The organism is Erwinia sp. V90_4 (assembly GCF_029967685.1).
Lineage (GTDB): Bacteria > Pseudomonadota > Gammaproteobacteria > Enterobacterales > Enterobacteriaceae > Erwinia > Erwinia aphidicola.
Map to the genome: position 1 here is coordinate 79918 of NZ_JASCAQ010000034.1, position 19575 is coordinate 99492.

Here is a 19575-nt window from a genome sequence, read left to right on the forward strand (position 1 = left end):
AGCGGCCAGAACATTCCCCTGTTTTCAGGGTGCCATCAGGTTGAAATCGCCGTTATCCGGAGCCTGTAGCGTCACGGGAGGTGCCAGCTTGAGGGTGATCCAGTTCGAGGTAACGCGCTGTTGCCTGCTATCCTCCAGCGTCACCGACAGATGATATTCATTGCTGGCCCCTTCGCTGCTATCCCACGCGGGAATAATGATGCTCCAGCCCTGGGTGCTGGCATTGCTGGCCGGTGGCGTCAGGCTCAGGGCCTGGGTATCCCCCTGCCAGCTGACCGCTTTAATCGCATTGCTGTTGCGCACCTGCAGCTTGAGCGGCAGGGTTTCGCCCGGCTGCACCTGCCACGGCGGCGTGGCAAGGAACACCGACAGGGTTTTACGCTGGCGGAAGGCCATCACCGGGGAGTTGTTGCGATCCACGCTGTCATAGCGGCTGCCGCTCAGCGACTGCGCCGCCGCGACGTTATCTGCCGACAGCTGTTTACTCAGCGCCACGCCGATGCGGTAGTTCATCTTCAGGGCGAACTGATCCTGCGACTCGCCGCCGTCGCCCTCTTTATGCAGCGCGCTGAGGGTGAACAGCGGTACCGGGGTGTAATTGACGCCGAACGAGACCGCCGCAGGGTTGGTCATCTGGGTGCCGCTGTTAAACAGGTCAACGTTCTGGCCAAGGTACTGCTCATAGCTGAGCGAGACGCCAAGCTGGCGGTAAAAAGGCAGGTAGCCGCGGGTGGTAATATCGTAGCCGCGCGCCATACGCATCTGGCTGGTACTGCTGCGATTGCGCCAGCCGGAGAGCGGCTGGTAGTAGTTGGCAGAGAAGCGTAAATACTCGCCCCAGGCCTCGGCCCCCAGCGAACCGCGCTGCTGGCTGGAGTCGATAAGATCGTCGACAAAGGCGTTATAACCAAGCCGCCAGCTGCCGGCGATCCAGCGCTGACCGAGACCGGCATTGCCCACCGTGCCATATTCCGTCTGCTCAACGCCCAGCTGGCTAAAGGTGAGATACTGGTAGTTATCCTGCCACGGCGTCAGCAGCTGCGCCGAGGTGCCGTTAAAGCTCCCTTCCGCATCAACGTTTAGCGATACCGTGGCGCGCCCGTAGGGGGACAACAGCTGTTCGCCCTCGCTGGCGACGCGCTCGCTGGCCGCATCGCGGAAGCGGTTGAACGCCCAAATCCCCGCCTGTTCGCGCAGCGACTTATCGCTGTCGCTGTTCATACTGGCTTCGCCAATCGTTTTCGCTGCCGTGGCGATTTTTTTCGCCAGCTCGCCACTGCTGTCGGTACTGCCCAACTCAGGCAATTGCTGCTGGAGCTGGCTAAAGCGAGCGGGATCGTCAAACGGGGCATCGGCAACGCGGTCAGAAGCGTCAAAGGCATATGCCGGGCACAGCGGCAAACCGCTAACGGCAATGGTGATGAACAGCGTTGAAAGGGGGAATGGGTGTTTAAATCTGGTCATAACCTCGAAGCAGTGTAGTTTTATAAAAAGTGAGATCTGATTCACAAATCAATAAAACTAACCTTAACACATATTCGCGGGAAGGTCGGATTATCGGGCACGCCCGGAGCTTAAACCGTCGCGCCCGCGGTAAAAAACGTCAAGGGTCCACCTCAGGACATAATCAGGCCACCGTCAACGTTAATGGTCTGCCCGGTAATGTAACGCGCATCGTCAGAAGCGAGGAATGCCACCAGCCCCGCGACGTCCTGTGGCTGCCCGGCGCGCTTCAGCGGAATGCCTTCCACCCATTCAGCCATCAGCTCACCCTTGCCGTATTTTTTACTGTCGCTGCTGAGGATCTCACCCCACACGCGATCGTTGTAGTCCCACATTTCACTCTCAATAATTCCCGGACAGAAGGCATTAACCGTGACGTTGTAACGTGCCAGCTCCTGCGAGAGGCTCTGGGTGATACCGATCACTCCCATTTTGCTGGCGGCGTAGTGCGGCGTATAGATAAAACCCTGGCGGCCCTGTCCTGAGGAGGTGTTGATCAGGCTGCCCGACTGCTGTTTAACCATGTATTTTGCCGCTTCACGGCAGCACAGCCAGACGCCGGTGGTGTTAACCGCCAGAATTTTATCGAAGTCACTTTTCGGCATTTTGTCGAAGGTGTCGATAGTAATCACCCCGGCATTTTGAATCGAGACGTCGATGCTGCCAAAACGTTCGTTGGCCTGGCGGTAAAGCCCCTGCACCTGCTCTTCGTCGGTCACATCGACCTGCAGTGCCAGAATCTCGCTGCCGTGAGCCGCTTTCAATTTTTCGGCGGTGGCAAATACGCGTTCGGCGTTAGATACCATCACCAGGTTCGCGCCATCACGGGCAAAACGTTCCGCAATGCCGGCACCGATACCACGACAGGCCCCGGTAATCACCACGGTTTTCCCACTAAAATCTCGCTTCATCTGCTGCTCCTGTTGCAATATTCGTCGTTGACCGGCGGGTCGGGCATGCCCGACCCCTACGGGAATTGGCAATGTGCTTGTATTTTCGTAGGGGCGAGGCATGCCTCGCCCGGTAGTATTCGTCGCGGTCAGGCGGGTCGGGCATGCCCGACCCCGACGGGTATTGGCAATTAATTCGGGTTATTGCCCGGCTGCCACAGCGTGCGTTTCACCGCATCCTGCCAGCCCAGCCAGCTCTGCTGGCAGCGCTGATGCCGTTCGGCGTCGGGTTGCCACAGGTCATGCTGCGGCATCATTTCGCGCAGCTGACTGTCGTTGAGCTGACCGAGCGTGCGCCGTGCCAGCAGCCCGGCACCCAGCGCCGACAGCTCGGGCGTGCTGCTGCGCGCCACCGGGCAGCCCAGCAGGTCGGCCTGAAACTGCATCAGCCACGGGTTTTGCGTCGGCCCGCCGTCAACCATCAGTCGCTCCAGGCGAAAACCCGGGTGCTGACGCATCGCCGCAATCACATCGGCAATCTGATAGGCGATCGCCTCCAGCGCGGCGCGGATCAGGTGTGCTGGCGTCACGCCACGGCTTAAACCGCAGATCATGCCGCGCGCCTGGTCATCCCACCACGGCGCGCCGGTACCGGTCAGCGCCGGGACGAAATAGACGCCCAGCGTGGAATCGATGCTGGCCGGCAGTTCGTGCAGCGCCCGCGCCAGCACCTGCCCCTTACCATCGGTCAAGCCGGTGGCCTGCGCCATCCACGCCACGCCGTCGCCGGTATGCGGAATATTGCCCTCAAGGCCGTAAACCAGGCGCTCGCCGTCGTGCCACGCCACCGTGGTCGCCAGGCTGGTGATGCTGGTGTCCGGGGTGTTAAGCGGCGCCATCACCGAGGATCCGGTGCCGTAGGTGGCTTTTACCCCGCCCGGGTCGCCCAGGCCGTGACCGTAAAGCGCAGCATGAGAATCGCCCACCATCGCCATAATCGGCAGGCCATCGGCAATCCCTTCCAGCCCGTGCGTGACGCCAAACAGGCTGCCGGACGGGCAGATCTCCGGCAGCGCCGCCGCCGGAATGCCAAACAGGGCCAGCATCGCCCCGTCCCACTGGCCGCTGTGCAGATTCAGCAGCTGGGTGCGCGCCGCATTGGAGGTATCACAGCGGAACTGCCGGCCGCCGCTGAGGTTCCACAGCAGCCAGGCATCAATAGTGCCGAGGCACAGCTCGCCATTTGCCGCACGGGCATGGCCATCGCTGACGTTATCCAGCAGCCAGCGCATCTTTGAGGCGGAGAACAGCGGCGCCACCGGCAGCCCGGTGACGGAGCGGATCAGCGCTTCCTGGCGATCGTGACGCAGCTGTTCGCAAAATGCCGCCGAACGCGAGCACTGCCAGGTCAGCGCCGGGCCAATCGGTTTACCGCTGTGGCGCTCCCAGCCGATGGCGGTTTCGCGCTGGTTGCTGATCGCCAGCGCCGCCACGTTCTCCTGGCCTACCGTACTCAGCACTTCGCGCAGCACCGTCAGCGAGGCATTAAGCAGCGTGAGGCCGTCCTGCTCCACCCAGCCCGGCTGCGGCGTCGCCACCGTCAGCGGGCGCGAGGCTTTCGCCACCACCTGACCGCGGGCATCAATCGCCACCGCTTTGACATTGCTGGTGCCTTCATCCAGCGCAATAATCAACGCTCTAGCCATGGCTAACCTCAGAGAGCGGCGCGGCCGCCTGCTTTTTTTCATGGCGACGCATCAGCACCACTTTGCTTTGCAGTTTCTGCTGGAACTGGTCGATGACCACGGCGGTCACGATAACCAGCCCTTTAATCACCATCTGCCAGAAGTCGCTCACGCCCATCATCACCATGCCATCGGCGAGGAAGACGATAACGAACGCGCCGATGATTGAACCGGAAACCCGCCCGCGCCCGCCCGCCAGCGCCGTTCCACCCAGCACCGTGGCACCGATAGCATCCATCTCAAACATATTGCCGGTCATCGGGTGCGCGGTTTGCAGCTGCGACGCCACCACCAGCCCGACCAGCGCGGCGCACAGCCCGGAGAAGGCATAGACAAACACTTTGACTTTCACGATCGGCACACCCGCCAGGCGCGCCGCCGATTCGTTACCACCGGCCGCATAGATGTAGCGGCCGAGCGGGGTTTTACGCGTGATATACAGACCGAGCAGCAGGAAACCGACCATCAGCCAGATCGGGAAGTAGACCCCAAGAAAGCTGCCGGACCCGAGCAGCGAGAAGCCGGTGTTGCCGAGCTGCGGCACGCCGACCAGGTTCGCGTAGGTGCTGCCGTCGTTGAACAGCAGGGCTGCACCGCGCGCCACATACATCATGCCGAGGGTACAGATAAACGGCGCCACGCCGAGACGGGTGATCACCGCGCCGTTAATAAAGCCCAGCAGGATGCCAAAAATGGCCACCGCAAGGATCACTTCCGGCACGTTGAGGAACAGCACCTGCCCGCCCCAGATCGGCACGCCGTTGGTCAGCAGCGCACCGGCCACCATGCCGCAGATCCCCGCCACCGCGCCGACCGACAGGTCAATCCCGCCAGTGAGGATCACCAGCGTCATGCCAATCGCCAGCAGCCCGGTGATCGCCACGTGCTGGGTCATGATCAGCAGGTTAGACGTAGTGAGAAAGTTCGGCACCATCACGCTGAAAAAGCCGACGACAATCAGCAACGCAATAAAGGTTCTGGCCTTCAGCAGGTACATATAGAGCAAATATTTCTGATTCATTTTGTCTTCCTCAAGCCAGCTTATTCGTGCGGTGTCGACGCAGTAATTAACCCTTCGCGCGTAGCGTCAGCACGCAGCAGGTCGGCAGCGATACGGCCATCGGCCATCACCAGAATGCGGTCGGCCAGCGCCATCACTTCATCCAGTTCGGACGAGGAGAACATCACCGCCAGGCCTTGATGCGCCATTTTGCCAATCAGTTGATAGACGTCAGTTTTGGCGCCGACATCGATACCGCGCGTTGGCTCATCCAGCAGCACCACCTGCGGGCCGGTCATCAGCGCCTTACCCAGCACCACTTTCTGCTGGTTGCCACCGCTCAGCGAGGTGATCGGCAGCTCGGTATCGCTGACTTTGATCGCCAGGCGCTGCACCATATCGTCCACTTTTTCGCTCTCCTGCTGCGGGCGCAGCAGGCCCAACGCCCGGCGAAAACCGCGCAGGCTGAGGTCGCTCAGCGTCATATTGGTTTTGATCGACATCATGCCGATCATCCCCTCGCCTTTGCGATCCTCCGGCACCAGCGCAATGCCTTTTTTCAGGCGGTACTGGAAGTCGCGCTTGTCGAGGCACTCGCCGTTGAGGTTGATGCTGCCGTGCTCGCAGCCCATCAGGCCAATCAGCCCTTTAAACAGCTCGGTGCGCCCGGCGCCCAGCAGGCCGTATATGCCCACCACTTCACCCTTGCGCAAATTGAAGGAGACTTCGTTCAGCTTGTAGCCGCCGTCCTGGCGCAGCGCGGTCAGCCCGTCCACCTCCAGTACCACCTCACCCTGCTGCGCCGCCGAGTAATCAAACTGTTTTTTCTTATCGCCGACCATCTGGGCGATAATCCACGGCACGCTGGCGTCGCGCACTTCACGCTCGCTTATAAAGCGGCCGTCGCGAAAAATAGTGATGTGATCGCCAATCTCCATCAGCTCTTCCAGGCGGTGAGAGATGTAGATAATGGTGACGCCGCGCCGCTTGAGAGCGGCAATCACGTTGAACAGCACTTTCACTTCCGACTGGCTGAGCGCCGAGGTCGGCTCGTCCATAATCAGTACCCGGGTGTCTTTCGACAGCGCACGCGCAATCTCCACCAGCTGCTGGTGGCCGATGCCCAGTTCCCCGAGCGGCGCGTAAGGATCGACATCCAGCTCCAGCCGTTCCAGCAGGGCTTTCGCCAGCTGGTACTGATATTTTTCGTTAATCCGGCCACGCTGGAAAAATTCATTACCGATAAAGATGTTGTCCATCACGTTCATATTCGGGAACAGATTCAGTTCCTGAAAAATAATGCTGATACCGTGCTTTTCGGCCTGCTGCGTCGAGTGCAGCGAGACGGCTTCACCGTCGAGGAAAATCTGGCCGGAGGAGGGTACTTCCACCCCGGCAAGCATTTTCATCATCGTTGACTTGCCCGCGCCGTTCTCGCCGATCAGCACGTTGACCTTGTTGCGATAGACGCGATAGTTGACCTGGTCCAGCGCGGTAACGCCGGGATAAATGCGCGAGACGTTGCGCGTTTCAATAATCACTTCTGACTGCTGTTCCGCGTGCGGCAGCACGTCAATCTGATGTTCAGCCATCATGACCTCCTCTACTGACGAACCACGCGGGCCGGTGTCACGTCCGGTGGGGTCTGTGGCACATCCCAGCTGCTGAAGACGCCGTCCACTTCCACCTTATCGCCCACTTTCGGCTGCAGTTTTTTCACCTCTTCAGAGGCGAGGTTATTGATGGCGCGACCGTAATCGCCAAACAGCACCTGATCGTTGAAGTCCTGATAGCTGGAGCCTTTATAGACATCGCGCAGTGCGGTGCCGCGAATAATCGGGCCAATCTGCACCACCACATCCTGACCGCTCAGGTCTTTCACCGTCATTTTTCCGCTGCGCGAGGTGGTATTCACTTTACTGACGGTGCCCTGCACTTTTACCGTAAAGATGCACGGGTTCTCATCCTGGCTGCGGTAACCCAGGGTTTTACACGCCGTGTCAAAATCTTTCGCCGCCGCCAGCGAGCTCATCAGCTCACCCAGCGGTTTCGCTTCACTCAGTACCTGCGGCACAATTTTTTGCTGATAAGTCGCGGTGACGTTGGCCATTGCCGGGTTGGGCGGATTTTTTAAATCGGCCAACTCCTGCTGCGACACAATACGACAGCCCCCGAGGGCTAAAGCGGCCATTGCCAGCCAGACTCGCCTGGACATAACTCTTCTCCTTTGCGCCCCCGCAGGGGCGCAGCAACTTCGATGAAAACGTTAACTCAGGATTTGAAATTAAAGTCCTGCACTTTGTCCGCGTTGTCCTTGTTGATCAGGATGCCGCGGAACATCACGCGCTGTTTCTCGGGTTTGGTGCCTTTCTGCAGGAAATTATCGATGTCGGTCACGCCCTGGGCCGCAATGGCCTGCGCCTGCAGCATCACGGTGGCCTGCAGCGTACCGGCTTTGACGGCTTCGCGTTCGTCGTTGCTGCCGTCGATGCCGACAACAATTACGTCGCTACGGCCAGCGGCTTTCAGCGCGGCAATCGCCCCCAGCGCCACCGGACCGTTACCGCAAATCACCCCTTTCACATCCGGGTGCGCCTGCAGAATACTGTCCATGATGCGCTTGCCGTCGATCAGGGTGCCTTTGGCATCCTGTTTCGCCACGCTCTTCAGATCAGGGTACTGATCCAGCACTTCATGGAATGATTTGGAACGGGTCACGCAGTTGTTGTCGGCGAGGTTACAGGTCAGCTCGGCATATTTGCCCTTCTCTCCCATTTTCTCCACGAACACGTTGGCAACGTCAGAACCCGCCTGGAAGTTGTTGTGGGTGATCTGCTCCAGCGCCACGTTGTCGACCGGGATTTCACGGTTAATCAGCACCACCGGAATACCGGCGTCCTTGGCTTTCTGGATAGCGGCTACGCTGGCCGTCGAGTCGGCGTTGTCGAGGATAATGCCCTGCACTTTTTTACCGATAGCGGCATCAATCAGCTCGCTTTGCTTCTTCACATCTTCACCGTGCGACAGCACCGAGGTTTTGTACCCCAGCTCCTGAGCTTTCAGGTTGGCACCCTTGGCTTCCGAGGCGTAATACGGGTTATCCAGTGAGTTAACGAGGATCATGATAGTGCCTTTCTCAGCGGCAGAAGCCGCGTGGGAGAAGGCGCAGGCAGTTGCAAGGGCAAGCAGAGTTAAACGCATTTTCATATTGATGTTCTCTTATAATGTTATGTGTAGGTACAGCATCTTTACTCACGTTCTCTGGTCTGGGCGAAGCACTGACTAAGTGTTACCAAATTGTAAAACCGCCATCGATCATCAGATCGGCGCCGGTGATCATGTCGCTACCGTTGCTGGCAAAGAACAGCACGGCAGCGGCGATTTCATCCGTGTAGGCAAAGCGTCCCATTGGAATCAGTTTCTTCATCGCTTCCCCTTTTTCGCCGCGCCAGGCTTTTTCGCCCATCGGCGTCAGCACCACGGTTGGCGACAGGGTATTCACGTTGATTTTGTGTGGCGCGAACTCTTTCGCCATCACTTTAGTCATGCCGAGCAGACCGGCTTTTGCCGAGGTGTAGGCCACATGGTTATCGATAGCGATCGACGCCGCCTGTGAAGCAATATTGATAATCTTGCCGCCGTTACCGGCCTTAACCATGCGTTTTGCCACCGCCTGCGAGCAGAGGAACGGCCCGGTCAGGTTAACCGCCACCTGCTTCTGCCACTCGTCGAAGTCCGTTTCCAGCACCGGTTGCAGCATCACGTAACCTGCGCAGTTCACCAGAATATCGATCTTGCCGTAGTGGGCTTCCACTTGTGCAATCGCCTGTTCTACCGAATGCGGGTCGGTGACGTCGCACTGCACAAACTGCACGCGGTCCGATGCGAACTGCCCGGCGATATCGGCGACTTTACTCTGCTCAAAGGCCGGATAAAGCAGCGCCAGGCTGGCGCCCTTCTCCAGTAGCATCTGATTACTGGCCATCGCGATGCCGCCCAGACCGCCGGTCACCACCGCCACTTTACCGGTCAGATCGCCTTTGGTGTCCACGCCGTAGCGCAGGTTTACGTCATATTCGTTGCTCATTTTCCTGCTTCTCCCTTATGCGGCGGCGACAAGTTGTTCTAAGGTGGCGCGCAGCCCGTCGGCATCAATGCGGAACTGGCGGCGCAGCGCAGCGCGGCTGCTGCTGTGGGTAAATTCATACGGCGGAATACCCAGCGGGATAAAGCGCTGACGCAGGCCGTGTTGGTGCAGCAGTTCGCCGATAATGCTGCTCAGGCCGCCGCTCAGCACGTGCTCTTCCATAGTGATCACCTGCGAATGCGCAGCAATCAGCTTGACCACGGCATGCGTATCCAGTGGCCACAGTGACGGCAGGGAAACGATGGTGATGCTGTCATCTTTTGCCGCCAGCGCTTCATGTGCCAGCGTGCCCATGCAGAACACCACGGTCTCTTTGCCCTGCTGGAGCACTTCCGGCTTACCGGGAACAAACTGGTAACTTTCATCGTGCAGCAGCGGCACTTTGTCGCTGTCCATGCGGATATAAACCGGGCCCTTATGGCTGATGGCATGGCGCGCAATCGCGCTGGCCTGAATCGCATCCGCCGGGGCAAAAATTTGCAGATTACCCATCGAGCGGGCGATGGCGATATCGTTAGTACAGTGGTGCGTCGCGCCCAGCGGGCCATAGGCGAAGCCGGCATTCAGGCCGAGCATTTTGACGTTGGTTTCGGAGTAGCAAACGTCATTTTTCAGCTGCTCGTTAGAGCGGGCAAACAGGAAAGGTGCCGCGTTGGCGGTAAATACCGTGCGGCCACTCAGCGCCACACCGGCGGCCATGCCGACCATGTTCTGCTCGGCAATGCCGACGTTGATCACCCGGTCCGGAAACGCTTTTTCGAACGGGGCGATTTTGGACGTTGAGGTGGAGTCAGCCACCATCACGCTGAGATCGGCGCCGCGGTTCTGCTCTTCCACCAGCGTATTAATAACTGCATCGCGTAAGTCTTGCATGATTACTCCTCCAGCTCGGCTAACCCAAGGGCCAGCTGCTCATCGTTCGGGACGGCGTGATGCCAGGCGGGGACGTTGGCCATAAAGGAGATGCCGTGCCCTTTCTCGGTGTTGGCCAAAATAACGCGCGGTTTGCCGATGCCCGGCTGATTGACCGCGGCGGCAATCGCCTGGGGATCGTGGCCATCGCACTCCAGCACTTCAAAGCCAAACGCCTGCCATTTGTCCGCCAGCGGCTCCAGCGGCATGATCTCTTCGGTCTTGCCCGCCAGCTGCAGGCGGTTGCGGTCAACGATAGCGATCAGGTTTTCCAGCTTGAACTTGCTGGCTGACATTGCCGCTTCCCAGTTTGATCCTTCCGCCAGTTCGCCATCGCCCAGCAGCACGAAAGCGCGGCGATGCGCACGGCCAGAAAGTTTGTTACCCAGCGCCAGGCCTACGCCAATAGACAGGCCGTGGCCCAGGCCGCCGGAGTTAATTTCCACCAGTTCAGGCAGCTTCTGGTGAATCGGGTGGCCGGCCAGCAGCGTGTCGTCGCCCATAAACTGGTCGAGGATCGCCGGGTCCAGCAGGCCCATCGCCGCAGCGCTGCAGTACAAGCCGCCCGCACCGTGTCCCTTGGAGAGGATGAAGCGATCCTGATCTGGACGGGCGCTGCTACGGTCCATCACCGCCATAAACAGCGTACAGATGATGTCCACCTCAGAGAGATCGGCACCGGTGTGACCTTTACCTGCCCGATGATTCATTTGCAGTACATAGCGCCGGGCCTGACGCGCAGTCTGTTTGATTGCCTGAAAGTCCATCATTACCTCTTCATCAATGGCGCCGCGCTGAATAGCATGCTGATACGACAGTCAACTGCGGCAAACTCGTTTTCGAATAAAAATATACGCTATCGTTTGTAATCATATTGTGGGGTAGATCATAATTCAAACAAAAGCCGCACAAATTATTAACCCGTTGTATTTATTATGGTTAGATTGCTGATATGGGTGTTACTGCTAAACAATATGGATAAAAAGTGAAGTAAATCAATTGCATGACCTTGATTTGGCTTTCATTCGAAAATCGATAGTGGTTTTCGCTCTGCTCGCAATTGGCGCATCCGGGGGTTACTATTTGACGCAGAGTCGGGCTGGCACGCATAAAAGGCCAGTAATCAGGCAAATGGAGTGTTTCACTTGAAAAGCAAAAATGAACAATTGGCTGATATGCAGCAACGACGAGAGAAAATCCTCGAAATGATCCGTGAGGACGGTACGGTCACGGTGAAAATGCTGACGGAGACCTTCGGCTTGACCGAAGCGACCATCCGCACAGACCTGCGCATGTTGCAGAAAGAGGGATATGTGCAGCGTTATCACGGCGGTGCCACGCTGATGACCGGTAAGCAGAATACCGGCGCGCTGCTGCTGGAGCGCCAGACGCATCTGGATGCCAAAGATGCCATTGGCCGCCTGGCGGCGCAGCATATCGAAAACGGCGATACGGTGATTTTCGATTCCGGCACCACCACCACCGCCATTGCCAATCATATGAACCATATTCGGCGGCTGTCGGTGGTGACCACGGCGGTGAATATTGCGCTGAAGCTGGGCGGCGAGCCGGGCATCAATATCCTGCTGACCGGCGGCACGTTTAAATTCCCCACGCTCTCCACCTCTGGCGATAAAGCCGCCAGCTTTTTTGAGAACGTGCTGGCCGAGAAGCTGTTTCTTGCCACTGCCTGTATTTCACCGCGCCTCGGTTTAAGCTTCCCCAGCGAGACCGATATCAAGGTGAAAACGGCGATGATCAACTGTGCCAGTACCATCTATGTGGTTGCCGACTCGAGTAAAATCGACAAGGTGTCGATGTTTGCCCTGCCGTGTGAGTGGAGCAAGATCCACTACCTGATCACCGACAGCGGCATTACTCCGGAGGCGGTGCAGGCTTTCGAAGCGCTGGGCGTCAAGGTGCTGGTGGCAACAGCATAAAAAAAGGCGTCCGCCATGCTGAGTCAGCTGCTGGCCGGACGCCTTAATCCAAAGCACTCGCTTCACGTTGCGCGAAACAAATGCGTAAGGGTTTACCACTTCCCACTTCTGACGTTGCAACTGCTGTGCCAGTTCCCCGACAAGATACTTTTCTGGCGCTTTTCAGCCACTAAACAGTTTAAAGCCGGGGCGATCCTGCCCTTTTTGCCCCTCACTGAGGCACAAGTGCACGTTTTTTGTGCAGCCTGTTATCTACGGCAGCAGATCTTTCTGGCATTTTGCTGAAAATTTTCAGCCAGCGTGCCAGTTGATTGCGCTGGCAAATAATTAGCGCTTTTAACCCTTTGAAGCTGAAGCGTTTAGCAATGCGCTTGAGATACCCGCACCTGCACTTTTAGTAGTATAAAAATCCGTTATAGCCATTAATCAAATTGCCGTTTTGTCACCTTTCAGGCAAACTCTGTCACGCCTAAAGTTCGCAGTAACATGTTCGCCGCGCCCCCGCAATGGTTTCCATTCCCAAAAGCGTCAGGTAGACTGATTGCAGATTTATCTTTATGTAAACCCGAGCAATTTTTTACCTGACGCTGACCGGACTTTTTTAGCCCGTCGCACGCGATTAGGGTGGCTCAGCGCCGCAGCTTTGCGCCTGAAAAGAACCAGATTTTTTGATGATATTCACGAGGACCAATGTGAAAATTAGCATCGCGTTTACCCTGTTAGCCGTGCTCACCTTAGCGGGATGCAAAACACCTCCGCCGCCTGTTGGCGATGATACGATTGTCACCAGTGAAGTTGACGGCGTGAAGCTCAGCCACCGTCATGCGGTGCTGCCGCCAAAATCATTTACCCCGGTGAACGCTGAGTATCGCGCGCTCTATAATGCTTCCGTAATGACCAGCCCGGACTACAGCGGGAAAGTCGTGCGTTATCTGGAAAACGGTAAGCCATTTATCGTACTCGGCGAGGTTGAAAACCGCTGGCTGGCGATTGCCGACGTGCCAGAGAAAGCCGAAGCAAAGGCGGAAGCTGAGGCCGAAGCGAAACCTGATGCAGTGCCCGATGCCAAAGCTCCTGCCGAAGCCGCTGCAGCTGAAGAAAAACTGCCGCAGCTGATTGGCTACGTGCCGCTGAAAGCCGGGGTAAAGAGTGAGCTTTATGACGCCACTCTGCGCAGCGATCGTCCGCGTCCACGCAACAAAAATAATAAAAAAGTCTGCGTCGACGTGGGCGGACAGAGTAAAGCCTGTCGCAATAATGATACGGCGACCTGGATCCTGGAATAGTTGCCTGGCGCGCTACAGCCTGCTGCCAGGGAGGGCAGCAACAGTCCCCATCCACCCTCTGGTGAAGCCCCTTTTTTTGCCAGCTGGCACACAGCCGAGACTAACAAATCCTGATGACGTTGGAACTTCCCGCTGACCCAGCCACTCCGGTCAGCACAGACAATCCCCTGATTACAGCAGCGTCACCGCTGCTGAATGCCATCGTGCAAATCCGCCTGGCGGCCACGCATGACGATCCCGCCGGGCTGCGCCATCAGCTGATCGACGAAATGCGCCAGTTCGAGAGCCGCTGCAAGCAGGCAGCCATGCCGTTCGAGATGATCATCGGCGCCCGCTACTGCCTGTGTGCGGTACTGGACGAAGCCGCGGCGCAAACGCCATGGGGCAGCCGTGGCGTCTGGTCCGGCAGCGGCCTGCTGGTCACTTTCCATAACGAGAGCTGGGGCGGCGAGAAAGTTTTTCAGCTGCTGGCGCGCATTTCGCAAAACCCGGCGCAGCATCTCTGGCTGCTGGAATTGATCCACTACTGCTTACTGCTGGGATACGAGGGGCGCTATCGCGGCATGGATAATGGTCGTCTGCAGCGTGATGCCGTACGCAACCGGCTGGCGCAGTTGATCGCCGACGTGCGCGGCACCGCCCCGCTGCCACCGCTGCAGGTGGCTGAGGGCGCGCAGCACAATGCGCTGTGGCGCCCGCCGGTGCCGCTCTGGGCCTGCACCACCATGGCGGCGTTTATCGCCTGCCTTATCTTCTCCGGTCTTAACTGGCGGCTGGGTAACGCCGCCGAGCCGCTGCTGCGCGCTATCTGGCAGGTACCGCTGCCGAAAGTGGTGGCCGGTCAGCGCGGTGCCGCTCCGCAGGCGCTGATAGACCTGCGCCAGCGCCTGAGCGATCTGATTGCCGCTCGCCAGCTCGACGTCACCGACAGCGCCAACGGCAGTAAAGTGATTATCGCCGCCGATCGCCTGTTTAGCTCGCCTGCTACCGTCCTGTCGCCCGAAGGCCGGGCGCTGGTGGCGCGCGTTGCAACGGCGATGGAGTCAGGTAAAGGCACGATTGTCGTCAGCGTGTTTACCGACGATCGGCATATTCGCTCCAGCCGCTTCCCCTCAAACTACGAATACTCTACCGCTCAGGCTCGGGCCATCAGCACCATGATGGCGCAGATGATCGCCCAGCAGGGGATCAGCATACGTGCTCAGGGGCGTGGGGACAGCGGTGCGCTGCTGCCTAACGATAGCCCGGAAAATCGGGCGCAGAACCGCCGTGTCGAAATCACCCTGTTTGCAGCTCCGGATAGCGATGACAGCAGCCCAACTACGGGGAAAAAATAAGTTGAAAACCTTTTTCTCATGGCTTTCCAGCCGCCTGCTGTGGGGCCTGCTGGGGATCACCTCGCTTTCCGCCCTGATCTGGATGGTTGGCCCGCTGCTGACCTTTACCCGCTTCCAGGCGCTGGAAAGCCCGCTGAACCGCCAGCTGCTGATTGGCCTGTGCTATTTCCTTTGGGTGCTGTTCCAGCTGATCCCTCAGCTCTACCGCGCCTGGTTCAACAGCAAGCTGCTGACCCGCCTGCAGCTCAGCAACAGCGACCATGCGGAGCTGCAGGCCACTGGCGAAATGCTTGATAACCGCTTTAGCGAAGCGGCGCTGCTGCTGAAGAAAACCCAGTTCGGCAAGCGCGATAAAGGGTTCCAGCGCTTCAGCGCCCAGTACCTTTATCAGCTGCCGTGGTATTTGATTGTTGGCGCACCCGGTGCCGGTAAGACCACCGCGCTGATCAACTCCGGGCTGGAGTTTCCCCTTAGCGACGCGCTGGGTAAAACCGCACTGCGCGGCGTGGGCGGCACGCGTCACTGCGACTGGTGGTTCACCGACCGGGCCGTGCTGCTGGACACCGCCGGGCGCTACACCCTGCAGGAGAGCCAGCGCGTGCGCGATGCCAGCGAGTGGCAGACCTTTATCACGCTGCTGAAGCGCTACCGACCGCGCCAGCCGATCAATGGCGTGATCATGACCATCAGCGTCGCTGACCTGTTAAGCGACTCCGCAGAAGTGCGTCACGCCCAGGCCAGCGCCCTGCGCAAGCGTATGGCGGAGCTGCATCAGCAAACCGGGATCCACTTCCCGGTGTATATCATGGTGACCAAAACAGACCTGCTGAAAGGCTTTATGAGCTACTTTGCGCGGCTGGATAAGAGCCAGCGCGATCGGATCTGGGGCTTTACCTTCCCGTGGGAGGCCAGCCGCCAGAGCGAGCACCGCCTTAATGCGCTGTTTGAACAGCAGTTCAGCCTGCTCAATGCGCGGCTGATGAGCGATCTGAGCGGTAAAATGGCGCAGGAAGGTGACCTGACGCTGCGCGCCGAGTGCTTCCAGTTCCCGCAGGAGTTTCGCGCTCTGCGCCCGCTGCTGGCTGAATATCTCGATATCGTCTTTACCCCGGACAATGACGACGTTCCCTGGTCGGCGCGCGGCCTGTTCTTTACCAGCGGAACGCAGGAAGGGTTGCCGTTTGACCGCGTGATGGGCGAACTGTCGCGTAAGCTGCAGCTGCCGCAGGCTCAGGGCCAGTCGATTGCCAGCTGGGACAGCGTCAACCGCAGCGCGCCGATCCCGGCCAACAAAGGCCAGAGCTTCTTTATTCGCGGGCTACTCAGCGATGTGGTATTTAAAGAGAGCCGCCTGGCCGGCAGCGACCGCCGCTGGGAGCACCGCAACCGCCTGCTGCACTGGACCGGCTACAGCACGCTGGCGGTTGCCCTGCTGGCTGCTTCGGCACTCTGGCTGACCAGCTACTATAAGAACCACCATTATTTGCAGGAAGTCGCTACCCGCCTGCCTGCCGTCAACCAAGCGGCCACGCGGCTGACGCAGGATAATCACGGGGATATTGTGGATCTGCTACCCTTCTTAAACAGCCTGGTTTCCCTGCCGCAGAGTCAGGCATTCGCGCTGGATAAGCCGCCGCTCACCCTGCGCGGTGGCCTGTATCGCGGCGACCAGATTAGCGAGGCCGCCTGGGGACTGTATCAGGGCGCGCTGAAGTCGCTGCTGTTGCCGCGTGTCGCCCAGACGATTACCCAGACGCTGCGCCGAGACAACGGCGAAGATGCCGAGTTCAGCCGTAATGCGCTGCGCGCTTATCAAATGCTCTACCAGCCGCGCAGCTATGACGGTGAGTTTTTACGCGGCTGGGTGATGCAGAACTTGCAGCGCAGCCTGCCGGCTAGCGTGACCACGCGCCAGCTGCAGCAGCTGGACTGGCACCTCAGCCAGCTGCTTGACCGCCAGATCCTCAGTTCACCTTATCTGCGTGATAATGCGCTGATGATGAAGAAGCTGTCGCTTAATCTGGAGAATGCCGGGCATCAGGCTGACCCTGACGAGCCGCTGGCGGTGTTAAAGCCCGTTAGCGGACAAACTGCCGCATTGCATAAATAAGGTCATCACTATGGCAGCCAATAATGACCTGGGATGGTATGGCAAATTGCCGACAGCGGGCGATTTTTTGCAGCACCGGATGCCGGAAGCACTGATTAACAGCTGGTCCAACTGGTTCCAGCTCGGGCTGATCCACTGGCATCACCATCACGATGGCGCCAGCGATCTGTTCAGCCAGGCGCCGGTGTGGAATTTTGCCCTGCCCGCCACCCTTGGGGTGCAGCGGGTGCAGCTGGGCTGCCTGATGCCGTCACGCGACCGCGTCGGGCGCGCCTGGCCGCTGCTGGTGCTGCAAAGCGTGCCGATGAAATACTGGCACCCGGCACAGCTGGCGATCTCCGGTGACTGGTTTCAGGAAGTGGGCTCCACCATGGTTCAGGCGGTGCAGCAGCGGCATACTGCAGAGTGGCTAGAGCAGGCGCTGTGCGGCATTGCTCCGCTGTCGCTGCCTGACACCGGGCGCTCCGATATTATGGACGTGATTGGTTACCAGGATCTGCCCTGCACGCTCGACTGGCGCGAAGTCGCAACGCGTTTTGACCCATTACAGTACACCAGCTACTGGTGGACCAATCAGAGCGACGGCTACCCGCTGGCCAGCCATAAACACAGCGGCAACCTGACCGCACAGCTCTTTTCACAACTCTTTCATCCGGCTGCTGCAGCGCAGCCGGGCCGTCATGGGCTCTATCCACCGATGTTTGATTAGAGTCATTTGGCCCTGGGGCCTCAGTGCAGGAAACGCGCATGCGATTGACCATTTTGCAGAACCAGGCCGAGGCTCCGGTAGCCACCTGTGATTTTGTGCCGCCTGGCGGCACCATTGGCCGCAGCGTCGATAATGACCTGGTGTTGCCCGATCCCGATCGGGCGATTTCCCGCCTGCAGGCGCTGGTACACGTTGCCGCTAACGGCGACTGTCGCCTGACCAATCAGGGCAGCGTCATCGCCGTGATCCACAACGGCAACGAACTGACGCGCGGCAGCCAGGTGATGCTCGATCACGGTGATACGCTGTCGATTGGCTCATACCAGATTGGCGTCAGCGACCCGCTGCGCGCCGCTCAGCCGGACGCTACGCCGGCGTTTGATGACCCGCTGTCGCTGTTTGAGGATGATGGCGCGGGCAATGACCAACTGCTGGCGATGCAGCCGCTGGCCAGCAGCCCGCTGCCGGTGCAGGACGGACTGAGTGCCGAAGAGCAGGAGCTGCGCGCGCAGCGTCAGGCCGTGGGTCGCCTCGGCATTGACCCGGTCGCACACGACGCTCCGCCGGTGGAGCCAGGCGCAGCTGCGCAGGGCAACCGTGAGCAGCGCCTGATGGCCGCGCTGCTGGAGGGGATGGGGCTGGATACCACGCTGGATAAAACCCCGCTGACGGAAGATCAGATGCGCACCACCGGACGGATGCTGAGCCTGTTTTCCCAGGGTACGGTGGCGCTGCTCTCCTCCCGCTCGATCCTCAAACGCGGGGTGAAGGCGGAGATGACCATGATCCTCAACGAGGCCAATAACCCGTTTAAGATCCTGCCGTCCGGAAAAACCGTGCTGATGCAGATTTACCAGAGCCAGATGCCCGGCTTTATGCAGCCGGAGCAGGCGGTGCGCGATGCGCTTGTCGATCTGCAGGCCCACCAGCTGGGGATGATTGCCGGGATCCGCGCCATCATCGCCGCCATGCTGCAGTCGTTTAATCCGCAGCGGCTGGAGGAGCACGCCAGGCGCGATGGCGTGATGCCGCGTTTCGCCCTCAGCAGCGCAAAGAAGGCCCAGCTGTGGGACTACTTCATGCGCCACTATCAAAACACCTCGGGCGAAATTGAGGATGATTTCCACACCCTGTTTGGAGAAGCGTTCCTGCAGGCCTACGACATGGAAGTGAATCAATACAAAGACTCACAAACCCGACCGGAAGACGTATGAATATCAATTTTTCCAGCACCTCGCAGATCGGCGCGCGCGTGAGCAATCAGGACACTACGGGAGCCCTGTTAGGCGACCACCATGCCTGTTTTATGGTCTGTGATGGCGTGGCGGGCAACGCGGGCGGCGAGCTGGCGGCCCGCATCGCGCGCGACACGCTGCTGGCTCAGCTGGACGGCGACAGGCCGTTTCAACCTCAAAATACCGCCACCCTGGTCGAAAATACCGAGCTGGCGATACGTGCGGCGCAGCGGAATAATCTGAATTACAGCCAGATGAGCACCACGCTGGCGGCGCTGTTTATCGACCGCGATGCGCTGCAGGCCTGGTGGGTACACGCCGGTGACAGCCGGGTTTATCACTTCCGCCGGGGTCTGATCCATGCGGTGACTCGTGACCATAGTCTGGCCCAGCAGCTGCAGGATGCTGGCTATGAAAATACCGGAATTAACAGTAATTTACTTTATAATGCGCTCGGCGCAGATGTCTCCCATCCCCACGGCTACAGCGAAGTGCTGCCGCTGGAAGATGGGGATGCATTTTTGGTCTGCACCGACGGTTTCTGGAGCAACCTCACGCCGGGTGAAATGGAGCAGGCGCTGCGCATGGTGAATTCACCGCAGGAGTGGCTGGCGCTGATGCAGAAAGCCATCGATCGCAGCGCAAAAACCGATAACCTGAGCGCCGTAGCCGTCTGGGTTGGCTCGCCGCAGGAAACCACATTACTCTTTTCGATGGCGGATTCGGCTCGTTTTCTCCCGCCACGCGATTAATACCAAGGA

At 59.0% G+C, this 19575-nt stretch carries 18 protein-coding genes; 8 read left to right on the forward strand and 10 right to left on the reverse strand.

Going from position 1 to position 19575, the window contains the following annotated elements; translation table 11 throughout:
- Positions 1–24: 24 nt before the first annotated feature.
- The 10 genes from QLG07_RS04060 to QLG07_RS04105 form a co-directional block, all read right to left on the reverse strand.
- On the reverse strand, positions 25–1464 hold the full coding sequence (locus QLG07_RS04060) for a YchO/YchP family invasin (protein WP_282468539.1): 1440 nt from the start codon (positions 1462–1464) through the stop codon (positions 25–27).
- A 152-nt stretch (positions 1465–1616) separates the two neighbouring features.
- Positions 1617–2414: an SDR family oxidoreductase gene (locus tag QLG07_RS04065; protein ID WP_048916234.1), complete on the reverse strand. Its 798-nt coding sequence runs from the start codon at positions 2412–2414 to the stop codon at positions 1617–1619.
- 170 nt (positions 2415–2584) lie between these two features.
- Positions 2585–4099, reverse strand: coding sequence for an FGGY-family carbohydrate kinase (locus QLG07_RS04070; RefSeq protein WP_099754364.1), 1515 nt, complete (start codon positions 4097–4099; stop codon positions 2585–2587).
- A complete protein-coding gene (locus QLG07_RS04075; RefSeq protein ID WP_062820952.1) occupies positions 4092–5159 on the reverse strand; it encodes an ABC transporter permease in 1068 nt (355 codons plus the stop codon). Before QLG07_RS04075 ends, QLG07_RS04070 begins: the two co-directional genes overlap by 8 nt.
- Before the next feature lie 20 nt (positions 5160–5179).
- A complete protein-coding gene (locus QLG07_RS04080) occupies positions 5180–6730 on the reverse strand; it encodes a sugar ABC transporter ATP-binding protein (RefSeq protein ID WP_099755210.1) in 1551 nt (516 codons plus the stop codon).
- An 11-nt stretch (positions 6731–6741) separates the two neighbouring features.
- Positions 6742–7353, reverse strand: a complete 612-nt coding sequence (locus tag QLG07_RS04085; RefSeq protein ID WP_048918588.1) for a DUF2291 domain-containing protein — start codon at positions 7351–7353, stop codon at positions 6742–6744.
- A 56-nt stretch (positions 7354–7409) separates the two neighbouring features.
- A complete protein-coding gene (locus QLG07_RS04090; protein ID WP_048918589.1) occupies positions 7410–8345 on the reverse strand; it encodes a D-ribose ABC transporter substrate-binding protein in 936 nt (311 codons plus the stop codon).
- Between the two features lie 82 nt (positions 8346–8427).
- Positions 8428–9225 carry a GolD/DthD family dehydrogenase gene (locus tag QLG07_RS04095; RefSeq protein ID WP_133623469.1) on the reverse strand — a complete coding sequence of 266 codons (798 nt, stop codon included), beginning with the start codon at positions 9223–9225 and terminating at the stop codon, positions 8428–8430.
- Positions 9226–9240: 15 nt separating this feature from the next.
- Positions 9241–10158, reverse strand: a complete 918-nt coding sequence (locus tag QLG07_RS04100) for a transketolase C-terminal domain-containing protein (protein ID WP_133623468.1) — start codon at positions 10156–10158, stop codon at positions 9241–9243.
- Positions 10159–10160: 2 nt separating this feature from the next.
- The gene (locus QLG07_RS04105; RefSeq protein WP_282468597.1) at positions 10161–10964 is read right to left on the reverse strand and encodes a transketolase; all 804 of its coding nucleotides are present in this window, start codon (positions 10962–10964) and stop codon (positions 10161–10163) included.
- Between the two features lie 378 nt (positions 10965–11342).
- On the opposite strand from QLG07_RS04105, the gene QLG07_RS04110 reads away from it, so the two are divergent.
- From QLG07_RS04110 to QLG07_RS04145, 8 genes are all read left to right on the forward strand, one after another.
- On the forward strand, positions 11343–12137 hold the full coding sequence (locus QLG07_RS04110; protein ID WP_133623467.1) for a DeoR/GlpR family DNA-binding transcription regulator: 795 nt from the start codon (positions 11343–11345) through the stop codon (positions 12135–12137).
- A gap of 15 nt (positions 12138–12152) precedes the next feature.
- Positions 12153–12422, forward strand: coding sequence for a hypothetical protein (locus QLG07_RS04115; protein ID WP_282468540.1), 270 nt, complete (start codon positions 12153–12155; stop codon positions 12420–12422).
- Between the two features lie 407 nt (positions 12423–12829).
- Positions 12830–13423, forward strand: a complete 594-nt coding sequence (locus QLG07_RS04120; protein ID WP_282468541.1) for an SH3 domain-containing protein — start codon at positions 12830–12832, stop codon at positions 13421–13423.
- Positions 13424–13536: 113 nt separating this feature from the next.
- Positions 13537–14760, forward strand: coding sequence for a type IVB secretion system protein IcmH/DotU (icmH, locus tag QLG07_RS04125; protein WP_048916240.1), 1224 nt, complete (start codon positions 13537–13539; stop codon positions 14758–14760).
- Complete coding sequence (gene tssM, locus QLG07_RS04130; protein ID WP_282468542.1) at positions 14729–16870, forward strand: type VI secretion system membrane subunit TssM; 2142 nt, start codon at positions 14729–14731, stop codon at positions 16868–16870. Before icmH ends, tssM begins: the two co-directional genes overlap by 32 nt.
- A 10-nt stretch (positions 16871–16880) precedes the next feature.
- Positions 16881–17579 carry a type VI secretion system-associated protein TagF gene (tagF, locus tag QLG07_RS04135; RefSeq protein ID WP_282468543.1) on the forward strand — a complete coding sequence of 233 codons (699 nt, stop codon included), beginning with the start codon at positions 16881–16883 and terminating at the stop codon, positions 17577–17579.
- A 38-nt stretch (positions 17580–17617) separates the two neighbouring features.
- Positions 17618–18793, forward strand: a complete 1176-nt coding sequence (gene tagH, locus QLG07_RS04140) for a type VI secretion system-associated FHA domain protein TagH (RefSeq protein WP_048916243.1) — start codon at positions 17618–17620, stop codon at positions 18791–18793.
- Complete coding sequence (locus QLG07_RS04145; RefSeq protein ID WP_062818284.1) at positions 18790–19566, forward strand: PP2C family serine/threonine-protein phosphatase; 777 nt, start codon at positions 18790–18792, stop codon at positions 19564–19566. The genes tagH and QLG07_RS04145 overlap by 4 nt, the downstream gene beginning before the upstream one ends.
- The last annotated feature ends 9 nt before the right edge of the window (positions 19567–19575 follow it).